Origin of the sequence: Pseudomonas sp. ACN8 (assembly GCF_002303925.1) — a bacterium.
Taxonomy (GTDB): Bacteria; Pseudomonadota; Gammaproteobacteria; order Pseudomonadales; family Pseudomonadaceae; genus Aquipseudomonas.
This window is the reverse complement of sequence record NZ_MRCS01000051.1, coordinates 27,600-45,837: the sequence shown is the minus strand read 5'-3', so window position 1 is coordinate 45,837 and position 18,238 is coordinate 27,600. Positions and strand designations below refer to the sequence as shown.

At 60.3% G+C, this 18,238-nt stretch carries 18 protein-coding genes and 1 pseudogene; 13 read left to right on the top strand and 6 right to left on the bottom strand.

The window, feature by feature from the left end; all coding sequences use genetic code 11:
* From BSF44_RS24205 to BSF44_RS24175, 7 genes and pseudogenes are all read left to right on the top strand, one after another.
* Positions 1–231, top strand: a pseudogene (locus BSF44_RS24205) (carbohydrate ABC transporter permease); the annotation flags it as partial.
* Positions 232–420: 189 nt separating this feature from the next.
* The gene (locus BSF44_RS24200) at positions 421–1,524 is read left to right on the top strand and encodes an ABC transporter ATP-binding protein (RefSeq protein WP_095945646.1); all 1,104 of its coding nucleotides are present in this window, start codon (positions 421–423) and stop codon (positions 1,522–1,524) included.
* Between the two features lie 16 nt (positions 1,525–1,540).
* Positions 1,541–3,013 carry a mannitol dehydrogenase family protein gene (locus BSF44_RS24195; protein ID WP_095945645.1) on the top strand — a complete coding sequence of 491 codons (1,473 nt, stop codon included), beginning with the start codon at positions 1,541–1,543 and terminating at the stop codon, positions 3,011–3,013.
* A 146-nt stretch (positions 3,014–3,159) separates the two neighbouring features.
* The gene (xylB, locus tag BSF44_RS24190; RefSeq protein ID WP_095945644.1) at positions 3,160–4,665 is read left to right on the top strand and encodes a xylulokinase; all 1,506 of its coding nucleotides are present in this window, start codon (positions 3,160–3,162) and stop codon (positions 4,663–4,665) included.
* A gap of 6 nt (positions 4,666–4,671) precedes the next feature.
* Complete coding sequence (locus tag BSF44_RS24185) at positions 4,672–5,616, top strand: carbohydrate kinase (protein WP_095945643.1); 945 nt, start codon at positions 4,672–4,674, stop codon at positions 5,614–5,616.
* Between the two features lie 304 nt (positions 5,617–5,920).
* A complete protein-coding gene (locus BSF44_RS24180) occupies positions 5,921–6,187 on the top strand; it encodes a DUF2790 domain-containing protein (protein WP_095945642.1) in 267 nt (88 codons plus the stop codon).
* 91 nt (positions 6,188–6,278) lie between these two features.
* The gene (locus BSF44_RS24175; RefSeq protein ID WP_095945641.1) at positions 6,279–6,674 is read left to right on the top strand and encodes a hypothetical protein; all 396 of its coding nucleotides are present in this window, start codon (positions 6,279–6,281) and stop codon (positions 6,672–6,674) included.
* Here BSF44_RS24175 and BSF44_RS24170 read toward each other — a convergent pair.
* The gene (locus BSF44_RS24170) at positions 6,671–6,937 is read right to left on the bottom strand and encodes a DUF1652 domain-containing protein (protein ID WP_095945640.1); all 267 of its coding nucleotides are present in this window, start codon (positions 6,935–6,937) and stop codon (positions 6,671–6,673) included. The two genes, BSF44_RS24175 and BSF44_RS24170, sit on opposite strands and share 4 nt — an antisense overlap.
* 277 nt (positions 6,938–7,214) lie before the next feature.
* Between BSF44_RS24170 and eco the strand changes: the two genes are divergently transcribed.
* Entirely contained in the window at positions 7,215–7,697 is a 483-nt protein-coding gene (gene eco / locus BSF44_RS24165; RefSeq protein ID WP_095945639.1) for a serine protease inhibitor ecotin, read from the top strand.
* 98 nt (positions 7,698–7,795) lie between these two features.
* On the opposite strand, the gene BSF44_RS24160 is transcribed toward eco, so the two are convergent.
* Together BSF44_RS24160 and BSF44_RS24155 are read right to left on the bottom strand one after the other, a co-directional pair.
* Positions 7,796–8,938 carry a PQQ-dependent sugar dehydrogenase gene (locus tag BSF44_RS24160; RefSeq protein WP_095945638.1) on the bottom strand — a complete coding sequence of 381 codons (1,143 nt, stop codon included), beginning with the start codon at positions 8,936–8,938 and terminating at the stop codon, positions 7,796–7,798.
* Between the two features lie 67 nt (positions 8,939–9,005).
* Positions 9,006–9,353 carry a hypothetical protein gene (locus tag BSF44_RS24155; RefSeq protein WP_095945637.1) on the bottom strand — a complete coding sequence of 116 codons (348 nt, stop codon included), beginning with the start codon at positions 9,351–9,353 and terminating at the stop codon, positions 9,006–9,008.
* A 192-nt stretch (positions 9,354–9,545) separates the two neighbouring features.
* Between BSF44_RS24155 and BSF44_RS24150 the strand changes: the two genes are divergently transcribed.
* Complete coding sequence (locus BSF44_RS24150) at positions 9,546–10,397, top strand: Ku protein (RefSeq protein ID WP_095945636.1); 852 nt, start codon at positions 9,546–9,548, stop codon at positions 10,395–10,397.
* Positions 10,398–10,463: 66 nt separating this feature from the next.
* Here the strand turns inward: BSF44_RS24150 and lpxO are convergent, their stop codons facing one another.
* Entirely contained in the window at positions 10,464–11,363 is a 900-nt protein-coding gene (lpxO, locus tag BSF44_RS24145; protein ID WP_095945648.1) for a lipid A hydroxylase LpxO, read from the bottom strand.
* A 486-nt stretch (positions 11,364–11,849) separates the two neighbouring features.
* Between lpxO and BSF44_RS24140 the strand changes: the two genes are divergently transcribed.
* Positions 11,850–13,436, top strand: coding sequence for an ABC-F family ATPase (locus BSF44_RS24140; protein ID WP_008053703.1), 1,587 nt, complete (start codon positions 11,850–11,852; stop codon positions 13,434–13,436).
* Between the two features lie 274 nt (positions 13,437–13,710).
* Entirely contained in the window at positions 13,711–14,898 is a 1,188-nt protein-coding gene (locus tag BSF44_RS24135) for an MFS transporter (RefSeq protein WP_095945635.1), read from the top strand.
* Between the two features lie 123 nt (positions 14,899–15,021).
* Here BSF44_RS24135 and BSF44_RS24130 read toward each other — a convergent pair whose 3' ends face one another.
* On the bottom strand, positions 15,022–16,059 hold the full coding sequence (locus BSF44_RS24130) for a dienelactone hydrolase (protein ID WP_095945634.1): 1,038 nt from the start codon (positions 16,057–16,059) through the stop codon (positions 15,022–15,024).
* 167 nt (positions 16,060–16,226) lie between these two features.
* A complete protein-coding gene (locus BSF44_RS24125; protein WP_095945633.1) occupies positions 16,227–16,838 on the bottom strand; it encodes an FMN-dependent NADH-azoreductase in 612 nt (203 codons plus the stop codon).
* A gap of 131 nt (positions 16,839–16,969) precedes the next feature.
* On the opposite strand from BSF44_RS24125, the gene BSF44_RS24120 reads away from it, so the two are divergent.
* Both BSF44_RS24120 and BSF44_RS24115 read left to right on the top strand, forming a co-directional pair.
* Complete coding sequence (locus BSF44_RS24120) at positions 16,970–17,878, top strand: LysR substrate-binding domain-containing protein (protein ID WP_095945632.1); 909 nt, start codon at positions 16,970–16,972, stop codon at positions 17,876–17,878.
* A complete protein-coding gene (locus tag BSF44_RS24115) occupies positions 17,875–18,234 on the top strand; it encodes an MmcQ/YjbR family DNA-binding protein (RefSeq protein WP_095945631.1) in 360 nt (119 codons plus the stop codon). Before BSF44_RS24120 ends, BSF44_RS24115 begins: the two co-directional genes overlap by 4 nt.
* Positions 18,235–18,238 lie beyond the last annotated feature (4 nt).

The following is an 18,238-nucleotide window of genomic DNA, read 5'->3' as shown; positions in this document are numbered from 1 at the left end:
GTGCTGCTGTCGCTGATCCTGTGCTGGAACGAGGCGTTCTGGTCGCTGAACCTGACCTCGTCGAAAGCCGCGCCACTGACCGCATTGATCGCTTCGTACTCGAGCCCCGAAGGGCTGTTCTGGGCCAAGTTGTCGGCCGTCTCGACCCTGGCCTGTGCGCCGATCCTGATCTTCGGCTGGATCAGCCAGAAACAACTGGTGCGCGGCCTGTCGTTCGGCGCCGTTAAATGAAGATCGCCGCCCCGACACGATCCCTGTGGGAGCGAACCTGCTCGCGATGGACATGAACGATAACGCTGGCTGACTGGAAGAATGCGTCGCCTGAACGTTCATCGTCGGAACGCCGCCCGGAGCAAGCTCGCTCCTACAGAAAAGCCTGCTCGGCTCAATCTGAATAAAAACAAACGGAGGCCCATCACCATGGCCAACCTGAAAATCAAGAATCTGCAAAAAGGCTTCGAAGGTTTTTCCATCATCAAGGGCATCGACCTTGAAGTGAACGACAAGGAGTTCGTGGTCTTCGTCGGCCCGTCGGGCTGCGGCAAATCCACGCTGTTGCGGCTGATCGCCGGGCTGGAGGAAGTCAGCGGCGGCACGATCGAACTCGACGGCCGCGACATCACCGAAGTCAGCCCGGCCAAGCGCGACCTGGCGATGGTGTTCCAGACCTACGCCCTGTACCCGCACATGAGCGTGCGCAAGAACATGTCGTTCGCCCTCGACCTGGCCGGCGTCGCGAAAGCCGAAGTGGAGAAGAAGGTCGGCGAAGCGGCGCGCATCCTCGAACTGGGGCCGATGCTGGAGCGCAAGCCCAAGCAACTGTCCGGCGGCCAGCGCCAGCGCGTGGCGATTGGCCGGGCCATCGTGCGCAACCCGAAAATCTTCCTGTTCGACGAACCGTTGTCCAACCTCGATGCCGCCCTGCGGGTGCAGATGCGTCTGGAACTGTTGCGCCTGCACAAGGAACTGCAAGCCACGATGATCTACGTGACTCACGATCAGGTCGAAGCGATGACCATGGCCGACAAAGTGGTCGTACTCAATGGCGGCAAGATCGAGCAAGTCGGCTCGCCACTGGACCTCTATCACCAGCCGGCCAACCTGTTCGTCGCCGGTTTCCTGGGCACGCCGAAAATGGGCTTCCTCAAGGGCAAGGTCACCCGCATTGAAAGCCAGGGCTGTGAAGTCCAGCTGGATGCCGGAACCCGTATCAACCTGCCCTTGAGCGGCAGGCACCTGAGCGTCGGGAGTGCGGTGACGCTGGGCATTCGCCCGGAACATCTGGAACTGGCCAAGCCCGGTGACTGCACCTTGCAGGTCACCGCCGATGTCAGCGAACGCCTGGGCAGCGACACCTTCTGCCACGTCCGGACGGCATCCGGCGAAGCGCTGACCCTGCGCGTTCGCGGCGATCTGGCCAGCCGCTACGGTGAAACCCTGAGCCTGCATCTGGATGCGCAACACTGCCATTTATTCGATGCCGACGGCGTGGCGTTGACCCGCCCGCTGCGCGTTGCCGCCTGATTTCAGAGAGCCTGCGATGAAACTGAACCAACAAAACCTCAGCCGCCTCGCCCCTGAAGTGGTCCTGCCCGCCTACTCCCTGGGCGACACCCGCCAAGGCATCGCGCACATCGGGGTCGGCGGTTTCCACCGTGCCCATCAGGCGTACTACACCGACGCCTTGATGAATACCGGCGAAGGCCGGGACTGGGCCATCTGCGGTGTCGGCCTGCGTGCTGAAGACCGCCGCGCCCGTGACGACCTCAAGGATCAGGACTTCCTGTTCACCCTGTACGAACTCGGCGATAGCGACGACACCGAAGTGCGGGTGATCGGCGCCATCCGTGACATGCTGCTGGCCGAAGACGGTGCCCAGGCATTGATCGACAAACTGGCCAGCCCCGAGATCCGCATCGTCTCGCTGACCATCACCGAAGGCGGTTACTGCATCGACGACAGCAGCGGCGAGTTCATGGCGCACTTGCCGCAGATCCAGCATGACCTGGCGCACCCTGGCGCCCCGATAACCGTATTCGGTTTCCTCTGTGCCGCACTGGCCAGGCGTCGCGCCGCTGGCACAGCGGCCTTCACCCTGATGTCCTGCGATAACCTGCCGCACAACGGCGACGTCACCCGCAAGGCCCTGCTGGCCTTCGCCGCCTTGCACGACCACCCATTGCGCGACTGGATCGACGCCAACGTCAGTTTCCCCAACGCCATGGTCGACCGCATCACACCAATGACCAGCACCCTTCATCGCCTGCAACTGGCGGACCAGCATGGCGTGGACGATGCCTGGCCGGTGGTCTGCGAACCCTTTGCGCAGTGGGTGCTGGAAGACAGGTTCGTCAACGGTCGCCCGGCCTGGGAAAAGGTCGGCGTGCAATTCACCGACGACGTCACGCCCTACGAAGAAATGAAGATCAAGTTGCTCAACGGCAGTCATTTGGCGTTGACGTATCTGGGTTTCCTGAAGGGTTACCGCTTCGTCCACGAGACCATGAACGACCCGCTGTTCGTGCGCTACATGCGCGCCTACATGGACCTGGACGTGACACCGCAACTGCCGGCGGTGCCGGGAATCGACCTGACCGAGTACAAGAACACCCTGGTGGCGCGGTTTTCCAATCAGGCTATTGCCGATCAGCTTGAACGGGTGTGTTCGGACGGTTCGTCGAAGTTTCCGAAATTCACCGTACCGACCATCAACCGCTTGATCGCCGATGGCCGCGAGACCAAGCGCGCGGCGTTGGTGGTGGCGGCATGGGCGCTGTACCTCAAAGGCGTGGATGAGCAAGGCGAGACCTACTCGATTGCGGATCCACGGGCAGCGTTCTGCCAGGCACTGGTGGCCGATGATGTGCTGATTACCCAGCGTTTGCTGGCGGTCGAGGAGATTTTCGGTACGGTCATTGCGCGCTCGCCGGAGTTTGTCGCGGCGTTTGAGTGGTGCTGCAGCAGCTTGCGCGAGGTGGGGGTGTCGCGGACGTTGGAGCGGGTGCTGGCTTGAGGTCGGTGGTGTAGCAACTGCCGTCATCGCGAGCAGGCTCGCTCCCACATTGACTGTGTTTCAACCGCAAAACGGATGATCACCTCAGCCCCCTGTGGGAGCGAGCCTGCTCGCGAAGAGGGTTTACTGATATCCAAGGATCCTGCATGACAATTCGACAACTCTTCCTCGGCATCGACTGCGGCACCCAGGGCACCAAAGCCATCATCCTCGACGCGGCCAGTGGTGAAGTGCTCGGCCAGGGAGCCGCCAGCCACAACCTGATCAGCGGCCCTGATGGTCGCCGCGAACAGGACACCCAGCAGTGGCTGGAAGCCTTCGCCACCGCCACCCGCCGCGCCTTGCTCGCGGCCAAAGTCGATGGTCTGTCGATTCAAGGCGTTGGCGTCTCCGGCCAGCAACACGGCCTGGTGCTGCTCGACGATCAGGGCAAGGTGTTGCGCCCGGCGAAACTCTGGTGCGACACCGAAACCACCCCGGAGAATGACCGACTGCTGGCCCACCTGGGTGGCGAAAAGGGTTCGCTGGAACGCCTCGGCGTGGTCATCGCGCCGGGCTACACCGTCTCCAAGCTGTTATGGACCAAAGAGCAGCATCCCGAGGTCTTCACCCGGATCGCCCACATCTTGCTGCCCCACGATTACCTCAACCATTGGCTCACCGGCCGCAGTTGCAGCGAATACGGCGATGCCTCGGGCACCGGGTATTTCAACGTGCGTACGCGCCAGTGGGATGTGCAATTGTTGCGTGACATAGACCCCAGCGGACGCCTGCAAGCCGCGCTGCCGGAGCTGATCGAGGCACCCCAGGCAGTCGGCACCATTCGAACGGGCATCGCCGAACACTTGGGCGTCAACCCGAAGGCCCTGATCTGCAGCGGTGGCGGCGACAACATGATGGGCGCCATCGGTACCGGCAACATCCAGCCCGGTGCAATCACCATGAGCCTCGGGTCGTCGGGCACGGTGTACGCCTACGCCGATCAACCGAACGTTGCCGCGGATGCCGTGGTTGCCACCTTCTGTTCTTCCAGTGGCGGCTGGCTGCCATTGATCTGCACCATGAACCTGACCAATGCCACCGGCCTGATCCGTGAACTGCTGGACCTCGACATCGATCAGTTCAACGAGCTCGTTGCCCAGGCGCCGATCGGTGCCGAAGGCGTTTGCATGCTGCCATTCTTCAACGGCGAGCGGGTGCCCGCCCTGCCCCATGCCAGTGCCAGCCTGTCGGGTTTGACCATGACCAACCTGACCCGGGCCAACCTGTGCCGCGCGGTGGTCGAAGGCACGACGTTCGGTTTGCGTTACGGACTGGACCTGCTACGCAACAATGGCTTACAAAGCCGCAGCATTCGGCTGATCGGCGGTGGATCGAAAAGCGCTGTCTGGCGGCAGATTGTCGCCGACACCATGAATACACCGGTGATCTGCACCGAACAAAGCGAGGCCGCGGCCCTGGGTGCGGCGATTCAGGCGGCCTGGTGCGTCTCCCGGGCGAACGGGCGCGAAGACAGCCTGGCGCAATTGTGCGAGCGGTGCGTGAAACTCGACCCGGCCAGTGAAACCCTGCCGGTCGCCGACAATGTGCAAGCCTGCCAGCAGGCGTATGAACGCTATCGACAGCAAGTCGCAACCCTAATTAAAGAGTGATCAACTATGTACCTGGTGTGTGGCGAAGCGCTGTTTGATTTTTTCAGTGAAAACGACGCCAGCGGTCAGGCGTCCAAAGTGAACTTCAAAGCCATTGCCGGTGGCTCGCCATTCAATGTGGCGGTGGGCTTGCGCCGGTTGGGCGTGGACGCGGCGCTGTTGGCCGGGTTATCCACCGACTACCTGGGCCGGCGCCTGCTGCAAGTGTTGCAGGATGAAGGCGTGTGCCAGGACTACCTGCTGGATTTTGCCGCGCCGACCACCCTGGCGATGGTAGCCGTGGGAACCAATGGCTCGCCGCAGTACAGCTTCCGTGGCGAAGGCTGCGCGGATCGGCAATTGCAACCGGAACACCTGCCGGCACTCGGGCCTGAAGTACGCGGCCTGCATATGGGCTCGTTTTCCCTGGTGGTGCAGCCGATTGCCGACACGCTATTGGCATTGGTGCGCCGGGAAAGCGGCAAGCGCCTGATCAGCCTCGATCCTAACGTGCGCCTGAATCCGGAGCCGGACATTGACCTGTGGCGTAAACGGATCGCGACGCTGGTGGAGCTGGCCGACCTGATCAAGGTCAGCGACGAGGACCTGCATCTGTTGTACCCCGGCCAGGACCCGGCGCGGGTGATCGAAGGCTGGTTGCAGCACCGCTGTCAGCTGGTATTCCTGACCCGGGGTGGCGAAGGCGCGAGTGTGTTCAGCCGGGCTCACGGTTCGTGGTCGACTCCTGCCTGTGGGGTAAAAATCGCCGACACCGTGGGCGCGGGCGATACCTTTCAGGCGGCGCTGATTACCTGGTTGACCGAACAGCAGCTGGATTCAGTGGAGGGTGTGAAGCAACTTGGCCGCGAGCAGATCGACAGCATGCTGAAGTTCGCGGTGCAGGCGGCGGCGCTGACATGCAGCAAGACCGGGCCGGATTTGCCTTATCGCCAGCAACTGGATTTGCGCTGAGTTCGAGGGCCTCATCGTCGCATCGCCGCCCGGAGCAAGCTCGCTCCCACAGGGTTGCGGATCGTTCACAGCATGTGTGTCCACCCTTGTTCGCGATGACTTTCCATCAGGCGCCCGATGGTCTTAACTGATACACAGGATCGCGCACCCGCGACAGGCGGTGTTCAGCCGGGTTAACCCTCGCTTAACCGTGCGATCCAACACTTCACTGGACCGCACGCCCTCAGACTGTTCTGACGCCCAGTGCGGCAAGTTCGACAAGCGACACATCGAACTGACATTCCGTCCGCACCGGAGATCGCTGATGAACACTCGCACCCTGCTGGTTACCGCCGCCCTCGCCTGCACCGCGTTTGCCGGCCTGGCTCAGGCCAATGACACCACCACCTCTCAAGCCGTGCCCTATCACTACGGCATGCCATTGCATGTCAGCAAAGTGATTTCACTTTCCGAGCCGGACACCCTGGAGTGCAAAGTGGTGACGGCCGAGATGAAGTACATCGATGACTCGGGAAAACCCGCAGAAATTTCCTACCGCAAACTTTCCGACGCTTGCGAGAACCAGGGCTGACTGAAAAGTCTGATTTGGCACTTGGCGGTATTCCTTTGAGGGTTGCGGCGCTATGCTCTAGCGCCTCCCTCTCTGCCCGCAAGGATTGGCCATGCAGTTGTCGTTTCGCACGTTGTCGATGTTTACCGCCGCCATATGTCTGGTGCTGAGCCTGGTCTGGGGCCTGACACCGCAATGGTTGTTGTCGTTCTGGGACATTGAGTTTTCATTCGCGGTGGGATTGGTCGCGCGACGCACCGCCGTGCTGTTTGGGGCGTTGAGCGTGTTCTCTTTTCTGGTTCGCAACGCGCCCCCCTGCGCGACCCGCAATGCGCTGAGCCTCGGCTTCGTCGTCGGCAGCTGGGGATTGGCCGTGCTGGGTTTTGCCGAATGGATCAGTGGCCATGTCGGGCCGGGGATTTTGCTGGCGGTGGGGTTTGAACTGGCGCTGGGCCTGGCGTTCTTCCAGACCCGGCGCGTGTCCCTGGAACCCGAAACAGCAGGCTAGAGTGCTTTGCCCTGCATAGAGTGCGGTTCGACCTCGACGTGAGGTTGTCTGGAACGCAGTTGGGCAATCAATTCGTTTATTTCCCGGCAACCATTGAGTCCAGAGGCATCGATGCCAGTGACCAATAGATCGAGCTGATCGGTTTGCCCGTCTGCATAGACCTTGACGGTCATCGACAGATCCGGTGAAAGGGTGCACTGGCAGCGCTTGGGCAGAAAACTGCTTTCGATGATATTGCGAATTTCCAAGGCAGAAAGAAACATGGCGACTCCCTCCTTTATTAAACTGCCGACGATCAATGCTCGCTCATTTGAAATCCCGGCAAGCTTCAAGGACAGCTACAGCATAAAACATGCCGTGAACTTCGTTGTGCAGTTCATCGTTAATTCAAGGGTCCGGCGAGTTACCTGTAAAGCCTGTCATGCAATTTGCAATTATAGACCCTGGCGACCCTGCAATTTGCACACTGGGCATCCCGGATTTGCATTCGCTGTACACGACAGTGAAAATGCCGCCCTTCACTTCAAGCAAGGAGGCATCATGAATTCTTTGACCGTTAACGCTTGCACGGCGCTGGTCACACTGGGGCTTGCCGGCGTGGCGCACGCCGCCAAACTCGAAGACACCGCACCCTATCCGAAGGCCGAAAGCGGGTTTACCCGCCAAGTGATCCACCTCGCGCCACAGACCCGGGAAAACGACTTGCAGGTCGAGATCCTGGCCGGCAAGACGATGACCGTAGACTGCAATAACCCGCGTCTGGGCGGCATTCTCGAGGAGAAGAACCTCGAGGGTTGGGGCTACCCGTTCTACCGCCTGGAAAAAGTCATTGGCCCGATGAGCACGCTGATGGCTTGCCCGGCCGGCACCAGCAAACAGGGTTTTGTACCGGTGGTCGGTGACGGCTTCCTGCTGCGTTACAACAGCAAACTGCCGCTCGTGCTGTACGTACCCAAGGACATCGAAGTGCGCTACCGAATCTGGTCGGCGTCGACCAAGGTCGAGAAAGCCGTGCAGGAATAACCCGGCATCATGCCGGGGCGCCACTCAACGCGGCGCGCTCGGCAAGTCAATGGCAGGTTGCAGCCGCCACGACGGCTGCAGACCGCAGCAACGATTGACTACTTCAAACCCACCTTGTACAACCCGCCGTTCTCCTCATCGGTCAAAACATACAAATAGCCGTCCGGCCCCTGCCGCACATCGCGGACGCGTTTTTTCATATCCCCGAGCAAGCGCTCTTCGTGTATCACCTTGTCGCCATCGAACACCAGGCGGATCAGTTCCTGGCTGACCAATGCGCCGATAAACACGTTGCGCTGCCAGACTTTGAAACGATCGGCATCGTAGAACGCCATGCCACTCAGGCCCGGGGATTTTTCCCAGACGTGGTTCGGGGCGACGGTGCCTTCGACGGTCTCACCCTTGGCTTCGGGAATCGGTTGACCGGAGTAGTTGATGCCATGGGTCGCCAGCGGCCAGCCGTAATTCTTGCCGCGCTCGATGATGTTGACTTCATCGCCGCCCAGAGGGCCGTGTTCGTTTTCCCACAACGTGCCGTTCCACGGGTTGAGCGCCGCGCCTTGCGGGTTGCGCTGCCCGTAGGACCAGATCTCCGGGCGCACGTTGGCCTGGCCGACAAAGGGGTTGTCCTTGGGCACCGTGCCATCCGGGTAGATTCGCACCACTTTACCTTGCAGCTTGTCGAGGTCCTGGGCGGTCGGACGGTCGTTGTTTTCCCCCAGGGTCACGAACAGATAGCCGTCGCGATCAAACACCAGCCGCGAGCCAAAATGGTTGCCGACCGAGAGTTTGGGTTCCTGACGCAGGATCACCTGGAAATCCTTGAGCGCCGTCATATCGTCGGAGAGCCGGCCACGGCCCACCGCAGTGCCGGCCTTGTCTCCTTTATCGTCACCTTCGGCATAGGACAGATAGACCATCCGGTCCTGCCTGAAATCCGGCGACAGCGCCACGTCGAGCAATCCACCCTGCCCCTTGGCCCAGACCCTGGGTACGCCATTGAGCGGTGCCGACAGTTTGCCGTCGGCGGTCACCAGCCGCAGGTTGCCGGGTCGTTCGGTCACCAGCATGTTTTTGCTGTCCGGCAAGAATGCCAGGGCCCAGGGGTGTTCCAATCCCGTCACGATGGGGGTGACTTCAAGGGTGCCGTCTTCGCTTTTCATCGTCTGGGCCGGCGCAGGGGCAGTGGCGCTGATCAATACGCTGGCACAGAGGGTTGCCAAAAAGTTTTTACGCAACATGCAGGATTCCTTTTCCGATGAAAATGAGGCTTGCTGAAAAGTAGCGGCCAGTCGTCATGCCTGCCACTCAACGGTTGCTGGAACCGGTGTCTCTAGGGGGCGGGTTGGTAATGAATTTCGGCGGGCCGGCGGGCGCTGTCCGGTCGGGGTAGCGATTGCCGATGCCACCGTTGTCCAGCGTCGGCGGGCGCGGGACCGGCACGGTATTGGGTCCGCGTATGGTTGGGGCACTGGGTTGAGTGCCTTGCATGCTGTTGGGATTGGCCCGGTGAATCGGACTGTTGTAAGGGTTGTTGTTGGTGCTGCCCGGTAGATTCTGGGTCAACTGCAACGAAGCAGAGACGTCGGCCTGGACCAAGGAGCCCAGTACGCCACTCAAGGCCAGTGCAATGGCGCCAAACACGTATCGGTTCATGGGGTACCTCCCTGCATCCGCGTGGATAAGGACTTCGATACCACGCTACGCCCGAGGTTCGGATTTGTTAACCAAAAACTCTCCGGCACGATGCGGCACCAGGTTGATCCGGCCAGGAAACCGGTGCGCTGATCACAGAAACTTTTACCCAAAGCCGCCGGTCACCTGAACATCACTCACGAGTAGACCACCATGGCACGGGCAATCTGGAAAGGCGCAATCAGCTTCGGACTGGTGCACATCCCTGTGGCGCTGGTCTCGGCAACGTCCTCCCGAGGCGTCGATTTCGACTGGCTCGACAGCCGCAGCATGGACCCGGTGGGCTATAAGCGTGTCAACAAGGTCACAGGCAAGGAAGTCACCAGGGAGCACATCGTCAAGGGCGTGCAATACGAAAAAGGCCGGTACGTGGTGCTCAGTGAAGAGGAAATCCGTTCCGCTCATCCGCTCTCGACCCAGACCATCGACATTTTTTCCTTTGTCGACGGCAAGCAGATTCCCTTGCAGAACATTGACACGCCTTACTACCTGGCACCCGACAAGCGCGGCGGCAAGGTCTATGCACTGCTGCGCGAAACCCTGAGCAAAACCGGCAAGGTCGCCCTCGCCCGCGTGGTCTTGCATACCCGCCAGCATCTGGCTGCATTGATGCCACTGGAATCGGCACTGGTCCTGGTCATGCTGCGCTGGCCGGCCGAGGTGCGAAGTCTCGATGAATTGGCGCTGGGCAGCGACGTGACCAGGCCCGAATTGGCCAAGGGCGAACGGGACATGGCCAGGCGCCTGGTGGAGGACATGAGTGCCGAGTGGACGCCGGATGACTATCGGGACGGCTTTGAGGACAAGATCATGGCCCTGGTGGACAAGAAGGCGCGTGAAGGCAGGATCGAAGACGTCGAAACCGCTTTTGGTGAAGAGGAACGCAAAACGGCGGATGTCATTGACCTGACCGAACTGCTCAAGCGCAGTCTCGGTAGCGGTAAAGCAGCGACCAGGCCAAAGACGGCCAGCAAACCGGTTGCCAGGAAAAAAGTCAGCAAGTGATCCGCTGGACGTCCCAGCCTCTTCGCGAACAGGCTCGCGAAGCCATGGTACGCGGCACCGAAAAAATCAGATCAGAATGAAGACCGCCAGCAACCCGGCAAAGATCGACCACTTTTGGAAGTAGTAAAGCTTGCGGTTGCGCTTCTTCAGTTCCTTGGCGCGCAGACGAACCTTGTAGACCTTGCTGAACAGTCGGTTGAGCCCGCCGGTGTGGTCTCCATCCTCGTTCGGTGCACCGGCCGCCGACATGACAGTGCGGCTGAACCAGCGATTGAATGCCGCTGCCCACCGGTACTTCATCGGCCGCTCGACGTCGCAAAACAGGATGATGCGATTGTGTGGCGTGGTGTTCTCGGCGTAATGAATGTAAGTCTCATCGAACATCACCGCCTCGCCATCGCGCCAATGATAGTTCTGGCCGTCGACATTGATGTAGCAACCTTCAGCGTTGGGTGTGTCCAGTCCGAGGTGATAGCGATACGAACCGGCATACGGGTCGCGGTGGCGCACCAGTCTGGAGCCCGGTGGCAACTCGGCGAACATCGCCGCCTTGATCGAGCCAATGCCCTGCACCAGTTCGGTGGTGCGCGGGCAGAGCTTCATGGCCGACGGGTGGCTATCGCCGTACCACTTGAGATAGAAGCGCTTCCAGCCAGTCTTGAAGAACGAGTTGAAACCGACGTCGTCGTACTGGTTCGAACGCTTGATCTCGCCGGCGTGAAGCAAGTTCTGGCCTTCGGCACGAATTTCTTCCCAATGCGCCTGCAGCGGGCTCAGGTCGGGAAAGTCAGCCGGATCGAGATACGGTTTGTTGGGGATTTTCGAAAACAGATAAAGAAAGCAGTTGATCGGCGCCAGAAACGTCGAGTGATCACTCAACTGACGCCCCAGCTTGTGGCGCACTCGGCCACGCAGGTGGACATACGCAATGGAGACAACGTAGATAGCGGCAATGATCAGTTTCACGGAATCGTCACACATCAGAAGTGAACAAACTGCTCCACCCTGCCGGTCAACGGTCCAGGGGCTTGTGCAGCGTCTGAAAATGATTCAGCGGTCAGTAGTGCCATCTAGCCACTCCGATGGTCGACGTTCAGCTGATGGATGGCATTTTAGCCACAGTTTGTAACCAATAGTTAACCTGCAACTGTGAAAATGTGTCCGCAAAGACCGCCAAAGCGTTGCAGAGGCCTCATCGCCCTATCGTTTAAAGAGCCAGACCAGTACAATTGCCGCCAAACTTTACGCGCCCCCGGGTTGAAAGCGGGAAATTCCCCTTTCAGCCCACGTTGCCCCGGGCCAGGCGCGCCACATGCCGCTGTCCACTTAATGCCAGATGGATCTTCCACTGCCGATCGGGATGAATGTCTCGTGGTTCCAACAGTGGAAACGGATACTGAACCGGTACTGCCACAACCCCTGGCTACTCTGAATGCTTCGCAGGAAAAACCTTTGATTTCTACAGCTAACATCACGATGCAGTTCGGCGCCAAGCCGCTCTTCGAAAACGTTTCGGTCAAGTTCAACGGTGGCAACCGTTACGGCCTGATCGGCGCCAACGGTTGCGGCAAGTCGACCTTCATGAAGATTCTCGGCGACGACCTTGAGCCGTCCGGCGGCCAGGTCATGCTGGAGCCGAACGTGCGCCTGGGTAAATTGCGTCAGGACCAGTTCGCCTACGAAGAGTTCACCGTGATCGACACCGTGATCATGGGTCACGAAGAGCTGTGGAAGGTCAAGGCCGAGCGCGACCGCATCTATTCGCTGCCGGAAATGAGCGAAGAAGACGGCATGGCCGTGGCCGAGCTGGAAACCGAATTCGCCGAGATGGACGGCTACACCGCCGAATCCCGCGCCGGCGAACTGCTGCTGGGCCTGGGTATTCCCCTGGAACAGCATTTCGGCCCGATGTCCGAAGTGGCTCCAGGCTGGAAACTGCGGGTATTGCTGGCCCAGGCGCTGTTCTCCGATCCGGAAGTACTGCTGCTCGACGAGCCGACCAACCACCTGGACATCAACACCATTCGCTGGCTGGAAACCATTCTCAAGGCGCGTAACAGCACCATGATTATCATTTCCCACGACCGTCACTTCCTCAACAGCGTCTGCACCCACATGGCTGACCTGGACTACGGTGAGTTGCGCCTGTTCCCGGGCAACTATGACGAGTACATGACAGCGGCCACCCAGTCCCGCGAGCAGTTGCTGTCGGACAACGCCAAGAAGAAAGCCCAGATTTCCGAACTGCAGACGTTCGTCAGCCGCTTCTCGGCCAACGCCTCGAAAGCCAAGCAGGCCACCTCCCGCGCCAAACAGATCGACAAGATCCAGCTGGCCGAAGTCAAGCCATCGAGCCGCGTGAGCCCGTTCATCCGTTTCGAACAGACCAAGAAGCTGCACCGCCAGGCCGTGACCATCGAGCAGATGTCCAAGGGCTTCGACGGCAAGACCCTGTTCAAGAACTTCAGCTTCACCGTCGAAGCCGGCGAGCGCCTGGCGATCATCGGCCCGAACGGTATCGGCAAGACCACCCTGCTGCGCACCCTGATGGGCGAGCTGACCCCGGACGCCGGTTCCGTGAAGTGGACCGAAAGCGCGGAACTGGGTTACTACGCCCAGGACCACGCCCATGACTTCGAAGATGACGTCAGCCTGTTCGACTGGATGGGCCAGTGGACTCAGGGCGAGCAGATTATCCGTGGCACTCTGGGCCGGATGCTGTTCTCCAACGACGAGATCCTCAAGTCGGTCAAGGTCATCTCCGGTGGTGAGCAAGGCCGCATGCTGTTCGGCAAGCTGATCCTGCAAAAGCCGAACGTACTGGTGATGGACGAACCGACCAACCACCTGGACATGGAATCGATCGAAGCGCTGAACCTGGCGCTGGAAAACTACCCGGGCACGCTGATCTTCGTCAGCCACGACCGTGAGTTCGTATCGTCCCTGGCCACCCGCATCATCGAGTTGAGCCCTAACGGTGTGACCGACTTCAGCGGCACCTACGACGACTACCTGCGTAGCCAGGGTGTGGTGTTCTAAAGGTAGCTACAAGCGTTTAGCTGCAAGCTTCAAGTGAAAAGCCCTGTCCTGGTGACGGGGCTTTTTGCATTCCGGGCCAAGGTTTCTTGTTGGTGCATAAATCATCGCGAGCAGGCTCGCTCCCACAGGGGAATGCATTTCAAAATGTGGGAGCGAGCCTGCTCGCGATGGCTGACTCAAGGGCACTGACGAGCAAAACCGTTAGCCTGCTTTCTTTTATTGCAACGCCGCGCCATGATGCAGGTCTCCCACCGCCGCCCGCGAACGAGCCCTCATGTCTGTGCAGCAAGTGCCTCCGCAAAGCTCCATGGCGATCACCCTGCAGATCGTCTCCATCGTTTTCTATACCTTTATTGCGTTCCTCTGCATCGGACTGCCGATCGCGGTATTGCCGGGTTATGTCCACGAACAACTCGGGTTCAGTGCGGTCGTCGCCGGGCTGACCATCGGCTCGCAATACCTCGCCACCCTGCTCAGCCGACCCATGGCCGGGCGGATGTCGGACAGCGTCGGCACCAAGCGCGCAATCATCTATGGCTTGTCGGGGATTGTGCTCAGTGGCGCGCTGACCTGGCTGTCGACCCTGTTGCAGGGCTTTCCCTTGATCAGCCTGCTGATCCTGATCGCCGGGCGCCTGTTGCTGGGGATCGCCCAAGGGTTGATCGGCGTCGGCACTATAAGTTGGTGCATGGGCCAGGTCGGCGCTGAGCATACCGCGCGGTCGATTTCCTGGAACGGCATCGCGTCCTATGGGGCGATTGCCATCGGTGCACCGCTGGGCGTGGTGATGGTGCAACAACTCGGCTTCGCCAGCCTGGGCATCGCCCTGTCGTTGCTGGCCCTGGCTGCTCTGGTGCTGATTCGCAACAAGCCCTCGGTGCCGGTGGTGCGCGGTGAACGTTTGCCGTTTTTGGCGGTGTTCGGGCGCATTGCGCCGTTTGGCGCGAGCCTGAGTCTGGCGTCCATTGGCTACGGCACCCTGACGACCTTCATCACCCTGTATTACGTCAACCGCGGCTGGACCGGCGCGGCCTACTGCCTGACGATGTTTGGCGTGTGTTTCATACTGTCGCGGCTGCTGTTCATTTCCGCCATCAGCCGTTTTGGCGGCTTCACCTCGGCCATCGCGTGCATGTGCATTGAGACCGTTGGCCTGGTGCTGCTGTGGCTGGCACCTTCAACCGGGTATGCGCTCATTGGTGCCGGCCTGACCGGATTCGGCCTGTCTCTGGTGTATCCGGCGCTGGGTGTCGAGGCCATCAAACAGGTGCCCAACTCCAGCCGGGGCGCGGGCCTGAGTGCCTATGCGGTGTTTTTCGATCTGGCGCTGGCCATTGCCGGCCCGTTGATGGGCGCAGTGGCGTTGAACCTGGGTTATGTGTGGATTTTCTTCAGTGCGGCGTTGTTGTCGGTGACGGGGCTAGGGCTGACGTTGCTGCTCAAGCGCCGCGCGATGACGTAAGCCTTGGTGTAGTCACTTGTGGGAGCGAGCCTGCTCGCGATTACAGTGTGTCAGGCGATTGCAATGCTGGATCAGAAGGCCTCATCGCGAGCAGGCTCGCTCCCACAAGGGCTGAAGCGCCTATTATTGATCAGCCGTCTGCATTCCGGCCCGGGTCGGCCTGCCCAGGGTGCGCGAGAAAAATCTTCCGGCTTCAGAGATCAGATTGCGGTGAATGTCTTGCCGGTCGACGCCATCGGCATCGGTGCACAGCGCGGGCATGATCACGATCTGCTCGTCATTGCACGGCGCCATGAACACGAAGTGCCCTGCCCCGGCCAGCAGCTTGAAGTCAGGCGCGGTCGGCAGTTTGCGCGCCAGTGCCGCGGCGTTCTTGTCGACAGCCACCAGCTTGTCGCCATCGCCGCTGTAAAGCAGTACCGGCACATGCACATCGGCCAGGGTATGGCGGCCGAACTTCAGGCTCAACGGCGCCATCAGCATCAAGGCGTGAACGCGAGGGTCGGCCACTGGTTGCAGATCGTCGCGGTCGACAATCAATTCGCCCTGGGTGTTGCAGGCATCGCGATCGTCCGGGCGCTCCTGGCAGTAACGGCGCAGGCGATCCAGGTCCGGGGTCGCGCCGGACAGAATCAATGCAGTCTCGCCACCGGCCGAGTAACCGATGACCCCCACCTGCTCGGCATTGACGAACGGCGACAGCATACGGTCGCCCAAGGTCGCGGTAATGGCTTCGGAAATCTGGATCGGCCGGCCGTACAGGTTACTCAACGTACCGAGTCGGCTGTGGTCTTTGGAGTTGTCACCGGGGTGAATCACCGCCACCACGACAAAACCTTTGCGCGCCAGTGACGTGGCAAGGTCGTGCAGGGCCAACGGGGTGCCGGTGTTTCCGTGGGACAGCATCAGCATCGGGAACCGGCCGATGGCGACCTTGGTGTCCTCCCCCGCTTCGACGGTGTAACCCTCGAGCTTGCTGGTGTGTTCCCGATCACTGGAAGGATAGAAGGCGATGGCGCGCATCGGCTGCAAGTCCAGCGGGTCGAGGAAAGTCATCTCATGGAAGCCGGCGCTCCAGTGAGGATGTGGTGCAGGCGCGGCGTGCACTGTATTCAGGCTGCTGAGCAGGCAAATCAGTAAAGCTGCACAAAGACGCATCATGGATGCCCCACCTTGTTACCGGACTTGAGACGTACACCCTGGATAGCATAAGTCGGGCCACAATCTGAAACTACCAGAAACAAAAAACTCCGCACCTGGTACTTGCGTAACCAGAATACAGAGTTTTTTGGGCTTTACCTGAACGGTTGCCAAGTTTTACGAAAGCCTTACGCGGCGGCGAACAACTGCTCGCTGATCTGTGCGTGGGCAGCGCTCATGGCTTTGTTGCGCACATCGTCACCGTAAGCCAGGCCCTCGGCGCGCACGATTTCAATGTCGGTGATGCCGATGAAGCCGAACAGCAACTTCAAGTACTCTTCGTGGGCAACACCGGTTGCCTGACCGGCGTGCATGCCGCCGGAGGTCGAAACGATAACGACTTTCTTGCCACCGCACAGGCCTTCAGGGCCGGCTTCGGTGTAACGGAAGGTCTGGCCGGCCACCGCAATGCGGTCGATCCAGGCTTTGAGTTGAGTCGGGATGGTGAAGTTGTACATCGGTGCGGCAATCACCACGGCATCGGCAGCCAGGAATTCGGCCAGGGTCGAGGCGCTCAGTTCGGCTTCGTGCTGTTGCGCGGCGTTGCGCAGTTCAGCGGTGGTGCCGGCGGCGACCAGGGTGGTGGAGGAAAAGTGGCTGATGGCGTCGGCGGCCAGGTCGCGGTAGGTCACCACGGCGGTTGGCTCGGCGGCTTGCCAGGCTTTGACGACTTCACCGCTCAACTGACGGGAAGCCGAGTTGTCGCCCAGGATGCTCGAATCGATATGCAGCAGTTTCATGTGGGATCTCCAAGTGAGGATCGCCCACAAGGGCGATCTGATGGGACTAATCCTACAGACGAAACCAATAGCTGATTAGACGGCAACAATGCGATAGTTCGTCCCACAGATAGAACAATCGGATTCACATCATGCAAGACCTCAATGACCTGTATTACTTTGCCAAAGTCGTGGAAGCCGGGGGATTCGCGGCAGCCGGGCGTTTGCTGGGCATTCCCAAGTCCCGATTGTCACGGCGCATCGCCGAGCTGGAAGAGCGCCTTGGCGCACGTCTGCTGCAACGCACCACCCGACAACTGAAGCTGACTGCCGTCGGTGAGCGCTACCTCAGGCACTGCCAGGCGATGCTGCTGGAGGCGGAAATGGCCGACGAGGCCGTGGCCAGCATGTCCAGCGAGCCCCGCGGACGCTTGCGGGTGTCCTGCCCCGTAGGGCTGGCCCATGAAATATTGCCGGGGGTGATCAGCGACTTTCTGGAACGCTTTCCGCAAGTCCAGCTGGAGGTGATGTTGCTCAACCGGCGGGTCGATCTGGTGAACGAAGGCATCGACGTGGCCCTGCGCGTGCGGGAACTGGGCGACGAAGATCCGCTGCTGGTCACTCGCCGCCTGCGTCAGGCGCAGATGCTGATGGTCGCCAGTCCCGGCTTTCTCGTTGGCCGTGAGATCAACCATCCCGAGGATCTGAAAAGCCTGCCGGTGCTCGGCGCCCTGGAAGCCGACCGCATGGTGCACATCCGCCTGCTGGATCAAAAAGGCAAAAGTTGTGAACTCGCGCTCGAGGCCCGGCTGGGCATCGATGACTTTATCGTGCGCAAGGCCAGCACCCTCTCCGGCCTGGGCTTTACGATGCTGCCCATGATGTATTGCGAGCAGGAACTGGAGAACGGCTCACTGGTGCAGTTGTTGCCCGACTGGTCGTTGCCCGGTGGCTGGCTGCAAGCGGTCTATCCTCATCGGCGCGGGGTCATGCCGGCGGTACGCGCCTGGATTGACCATCTGGTCGAGTCATTCAATGCCTGTGGGGAACGATTGTTATGAAAGCCGCACGGATGAGCGAAGAGGATGTCGCGAAATTCTGCCTTACCCTGCCCGGAGCGCGGGAAGACTATAAATGGGGAGGCGTACGGGTATTTTCGATTGCCGGGAACAAGATGTTCGCCTTGCAGGGCCTGCGAGGTAATTCCCTGGCCTTCAAGGTCGACAAGGATCTGTTTCTGGGTCATTGCGACCGCCCGGGAATTCATCCGGCGCCTTATCTGGCGCGCGCCCAGTGGATCATCATGGAAACGCCCTACCCGCTCGGTAGCGAAGAACTACAGGGCTTGCTGCAGCGTTCCCACCAGTTGGTGGTGAGCAAACTGCCTAAGCGCACTCAAGTCGGCCTGTTGCTCTAGGGCG